Source organism: Specibacter sp. RAF43 (genome assembly GCF_052114065.1).
In the GTDB taxonomy this organism is placed as follows: Bacteria; Actinomycetota; Actinomycetes; order Actinomycetales; family Micrococcaceae; genus Specibacter.
In genome coordinates this window covers 1-5,668 of sequence record NZ_JBFREA010000051.1, presented here as the reverse complement: position 1 = coordinate 5,668, position 5,668 = coordinate 1, and the positions used below count along the sequence as shown (strand labels likewise).

General features: G+C 56.2%; 3 rRNA genes. All 3 read right to left on the bottom strand.

Annotation, left to right across the window (positions count from 1 at the left end):
- Positions 1-42: 42 nt before the first annotated feature.
- The 3 genes from rrf to AB4Y80_RS16710 all read right to left on the bottom strand — a co-directional run bounded on the left by rrf (position 43) and on the right by AB4Y80_RS16710 (position 5,668).
- Positions 43-159 (bottom strand): 5S ribosomal RNA (gene rrf / locus AB4Y80_RS16720).
- A 232-nt stretch (positions 160-391) separates the two neighbouring features.
- Positions 392-3,559: ribosomal RNA gene (locus AB4Y80_RS16715) — 23S ribosomal RNA — on the bottom strand.
- Between the two features lie 570 nt (positions 3,560-4,129).
- Positions 4,130-5,668, bottom strand: a 16S ribosomal RNA gene (locus AB4Y80_RS16710).
- Together the 16S, 23S and 5S rRNA genes form the textbook arrangement of a ribosomal RNA operon.

Genomic DNA, 5,668 nt, shown 5'->3' with positions numbered 1-5,668 from the left:
GGGAGGCCCCCACGGTGGTGGGGGCCTCGACCCTGGGGTGTTGTCCGGCGGTGTCCTACTCTCCCACATCCTCACGAATGCAGTACCATCGGCGCTGTGGGTCTTAGCTTCCGGGTTCGGGATGGGACCGGGCGTTTCCCCCACGCTATGACCACCGTAACTCGTTTCCGCGCAACCCTTGGCGGGTTGGGGAGATCTGTTGGGTGTTCGGTGGAACAACAGTATTTGATTATACAGSTCCGGTCCCGTCACGGGTGACGGGCGGGTGCCTGCGGGTTTCCTGGCAGCAAACGGGTGGGTTTGTTGYTTGGGAACCACATAGTGAACGCGAGCATGCTTGTATCGTTGGTCGGGGCCGGCTTTTGATGCGGTCCCGCTTGRGATACTTTTTGTGGTGTAAGTTATCGGCCTATTAGTACCGGTCAGCTTCACGAGTCGTTGGTCCTCGCTTCCACGTCCGGCCTATCAACCCAGTGGTCTGCTGGGGGCCTCTCACACGCATGGTGTATGGAAATCTTATCTTGAAGCGAGCTTCCCGCTTAGATGCTTTCAGCGGTTATCCCCTCCGAACGTAGCTAATCAGCGATGCACTTGGCAGTACAACTGACACACCAGAGGTTCGTCCGTCCCGGTCCTCTCGTACTAAGGACAGCCCTTCTCAAATTTCCTGCGCGCGCAGCGGATAGGGACCGAACTGTCTCACGACGTTCTAAACCCAGCTCGCGTACCGCTTTAATGGGCGAACAGCCCAACCCTTGGGACCTACTCCAGCCCCAGGATGCGACGAGCCGACATCGAGGTGCCAAACCATGCCGTCGATATGGACTCTTGGGCAAGATCAGCCTGTTATCCCCGAGGTACCTTTTATCCGTTGAGCGACGGCCATTCCACAATGTGCCGCCGGATCACTAGTCCCGACTTTCGTCCCTGCTCGAGCTGTCGCTCTCACAGTCAAGCTCCCTTGTGCACTTACACTCGATACCTGATTGCCAACCAGGCTGAGGGAACCTTTGGGCGCCTCCGTTACTCTTTAGGAGGCAACCGCCCCAGTTAAACTACCCATCAGGCACTGTCCCTGACCCGGATTACGGGCCGAAGTTAGATGTCCAAAGTGACCAGAGTGGTATTTCAACGATGACTCCACCCCCACTGGCGTGGGGGGTTCACAGTCTCCCACCTATCCTACACAAGCCACTCCGAACACCAATACCAAACTATAGTAAAGGTCTCGGGGTCTTTCCGTCCTGCTGCGCGTAACGAGCATCTTTACTCGTACTGCAATTTCGCCGAGTTTATGGTTGAGACAGCGGGGAAGTCGTTACTCCATTCGTGCAGGTCGGAACTTACCCGACAAGGAATTTCGCTACCTTAGGATGGTTATAGTTACCACCGCCGTTTACTGGGGCTTAAATTCTCAGCTTCGCACGCAAGCGCGCTAACCGGTCCTCTTAACCTTCCAGCACCGGGCAGGAGTCAGTCCGTATACCTCGTCTTGCGACTTCGCACGGACCTGTGTTTTTAGTAAACAGTCGCTTCCCCCTGGTCTCTGCGGCCCACACCCGCTCACGGAGAGTAAATCTCCTTCACGGGGCAGGCCCCCCTTCTCCCGAAGTTACGGGGGCATTTTGCCGAGTTCCTTAACCATAATTCTCTCGATCGCCTTAGTATTCTCTACCTGATCACCTGTGTCGGTTTGGGGTACGGGCGGTTGGAACCTCACGTCGATGCTTTTCTWGGCAGCATAGGATCACCGAATTCCCCCCMAAGGGGGGTCCCATCAGATCTCAGGAGCACCAATCAAATGGCCACGCAACGGATTTGCCTATCGCGTTCCCTACATCCTTAGACCGGGGCTACCATCGCCCGGCTCGGCTACCTTCCTGCGTCACACCTGTTAATACGTTTACCTTCCCGGATCGGGTCCCACGCGCCCCGTCTTCCCTGGCCCGAAGGCACGCAGAAAACGGTTTGGGTGGTTAGCATCACCGGGTCAATAKKGGCGGTTCTTCACCGGTACGGGAATATCAACCCGTTGTCCATCGACTACGCCTGTCGGCCTCGCCTTAGGTCCCGACTTACCCAGGGCAGATTAGCTTGACCCTGGAACCCTTGATCATTCGGCGGACGGGTTTCTCACCCGTCTTTCGCTACTCATGCCTGCATTCTCACTCGTGTAGGCTCCACCGCTGGTTCACACCGCGACTTCCATGCCCACACGACGCTCCCCTACCACTCCACACCCCTGAACCCGTCAGACGGGTTAGGGTATCGTGTGAAATCCACAACTTCGGCGGTGTACTTGAGCCCCGCTACATTGTCGGCGCAAAATCACTTGACCAGTGAGCTATTACGCACTCTTTTAAGGATGGCTGCTTCTAAGCCAACCTCCTGGTTGTCTAAGCAATCCCACATCCTTTCCCACTTAGCACACGCTTAGGGGCCTTAGTTGGTGGTCTGGGCTGTTTCCCTCTCGACCATGAAGCTTATCCCCCACAGTCTCACTGCCACGCTCTCACTTACCGGCATTCGGAGTTTGGCTGACGTCAGTAACCTTGTCGGGCCCATTAGCCATCCAGTAGCTCTACCTCCGGTAAGAAACACGCGACGCTGCACCTAAATGCATTTCGGGGAGAACCAGCTATCACGAAGTTTGATTGGCCTTTCACCCCTACCCACAGCTCATCCCCTCCATTTTCAACTGAAGTGGGTTCGGTCCTCCACGCGCTCTTACACACGCTTCAACCTGGCCATGGGTAGATCACTTCGCTTCGGGTCTAGATCACGCCACTGCAYCGCCCTATTCAGACTCGCTTTCGCTACGGCTTCCCCACACGGGTTAACCTCGCGACGTAACACTAACTCGCAGGCTCATTCTTCAAAAGGCACGCCATCACAGGAACAACCACCCCCACAAGTGGGGGCGCGCCTGCCCTGACGGATTGTAAGCACACGGTTTCAGGTACTATTTCACTCCCCTCCCGGGGTACTTTTCACCTTTCCCTCACGGTACTTGTCCGCTATCGGTCATTAGGTAGTATTTAGGCTTATCAGGTGGTCCTGACAGATTCACACGGGATTTCTCGGGCCCCGTGCTACTTGGGATACTCACCAGGGAGTGCACTGCATTTCGGTTACGGGACTCTCACCCTCTACGGTAGGCCATTCAAAACCCTTCACCTATACATGCACCATTCCCCCCACTGGCCCGGCAGAACCAGAACGGCAAATCCCACAACCCCGACCATGCAACGCCCGCCGGCTATCACACATGGCACGGTTTAGCCTCTTCCGCGTTCGCTCGCCACTACTAACGGAATCACTGTTGTTTTCTCTTCCTGTGGGTACTGAGATGTTTCACTTCCCCACGTTCCCTCCACACACCCTATATATTCAGGCGCGGGTCACCACCTTGCCTTGCGGCCGGTGGCGGGGTTCCCCCATTCGGACACCCTCGGATCAAAGTTCGGTTATCAACTCCCCGAGGCTTATCGCAGATTCCTACGTCCTTCATCGGCTCCTAATGCCAAGGCATTCACCGTGTGCCCTTAAAAACTTGACCACAAAAACAGTCAACAAAAACATATCGAGAGAACCACAAACACCACCACCACCACACCCACCMAAGGAGGGTCGGCGGCACCGGCATCCAGGTTCTTACTTACTATCTCAAAGAAATTGCTTCTCTATAAAGATGCTCGCGTTCACTATGTAGTTCTCAAACAACAACCCCACCACACACMTCCCCACCAACAACACCCAAGGTGTCATCACGTCGGCAAGTCCGTCATGYGCGGGAAACCAGGGACAACACACAACAACCCCCCACCCCCACCCCCCATCAMGGGGGGACRWTGGTGAACGATTGTCCCGTTGTTGCTCCAGGACCCAACAGTGTGCCAAACACCACCCACCACCACCCGACAACCCTCCATGAACGCGTTCCCCCCAACCCCSARGGGGGTTGGTGTACTAGCATTCGGGCCGCCAGGTACCGGCAGGCACCTATTCCATTGATATTCCACCCGTGAGCAACTCACCGAGAAACAATCGTTCTCGCAATGAGCCTTTAACTCCTCACCCCACCAACGGCTCCCCTGCGGAACCCGCCGTGGCGCGTGGTGCTCCTTAGAAAGGAGGTGATCCAGCCGCACCTTCCGGTACGGCTACCTTGTTACGACTTAGTCCCAATCGCCAGTCCCACCTTCGACAGCTCCCTCCCCACAAGGGGGTTAGGCCACCGGCTTCGGGTGTTACCAACTTTCGTGACTTGACGGGCGGTGTGTACAAGGCCCGGGAACGTATTCACCGCAGCGTTGCTGATCTGCGATTACTAGCGACTCCGACTTCATGGGGTCGAGTTGCAGACCCCAATCCGAACTGAGACCGGCTTTTTGGGATTAGCTCCACCTCACAGTATCGCAACCCATTGTACCGGCCATTGTAGCATGCGTGAAGCCCAAGACATAAGGGGCATGATGATTTGACGTCGTCCCCACCTTCCTCCGAGTTGACCCCGGCAGTCTCCTATGAGTCCCCACCATCACGTGCTGGCAACATAGAACGAGGGTTGCGCTCGTTGCGGGACTTAACCCAACATCTCACGACACGAGCTGACGACAACCATGCACCACCTGTAAACCGGCCACAAGTGGGGCACTTGTTTCCAAGCGTTTCCGGTTCATGTCAAGCCTTGGTAAGGTTCTTCGCGTTGCATCGAATTAATCCGCATGCTCCGCCGCTTGTGCGGGCCCCCGTCAATTCCTTTGAGTTTTAGCCTTGCGGCCGTACTCCCCAGGCGGGGCACTTAATGCGTTAGCTACGGCGCGGAAAACGTGGAATGTCCCCCACACCTAGTGCCCAACGTTTACGGCATGGACTACCAGGGTATCTAATCCTGTTCGCTCCCCATGCTTTCGCTCCTCAGCGTCAGTTACTGCCCAGAGACCTGCCTTCGCCATCGGTGTTCCTCCTGATATCTGCGCATTTCACCGCTACACCAGGAATTCCAGTCTCCCCTACAGCACTCTAGTCTGCCCGTACCCACCGCAGATCCGGAGTTGAGCCCCGGACTTTCACGGCAGACGCGACAAACCGCCTACGAGCTCTTTACGCCCAATAATTCCGGATAACGCTTGCGCCCTACGTATTACCGCGGCTGCTGGCACGTAGTTAGCCGGCGCTTCTTCTGCAAGTACCCTCAACCAACCMAAAAGCYGGCCTTGTTCCCTACTGAAAGAGGTTTACAACCCGAAGGCCGTCATCCCTCACGCGGCGTCGCTGCATCAGGCTTTCGCCCATTGTGCAATATTCCCCACTGCTGCCTCCCGTAGGAGTCTGGGCCGTGTCTCAGTCCCAGTGTGGCCGGTCACCCTCTCAGGCCGGCTACCCGTCGTCGCCTTGGTAAGCCATTACCTCACCAACAAGCTGATAGGCCGCGAGTCCATCCAAAACCACCAAAGCTTTCAACCCCCCACCATGCGGTGAAAGGTCACTATCCAGTATTAGACCCAGTTTCCCAGGCTTATCCCAGAGTCAAGGGCAGGTTACTCACGTGTTACTCACCCGTTCGCCACTAATCCCCCCAGCAAGCTGGGGATCATCGTTCGACTTGCATGTGTTAAGCACGCCGCCAGCGTTCATCCTGAGCCAGGATCAAACTCTCCGTTAA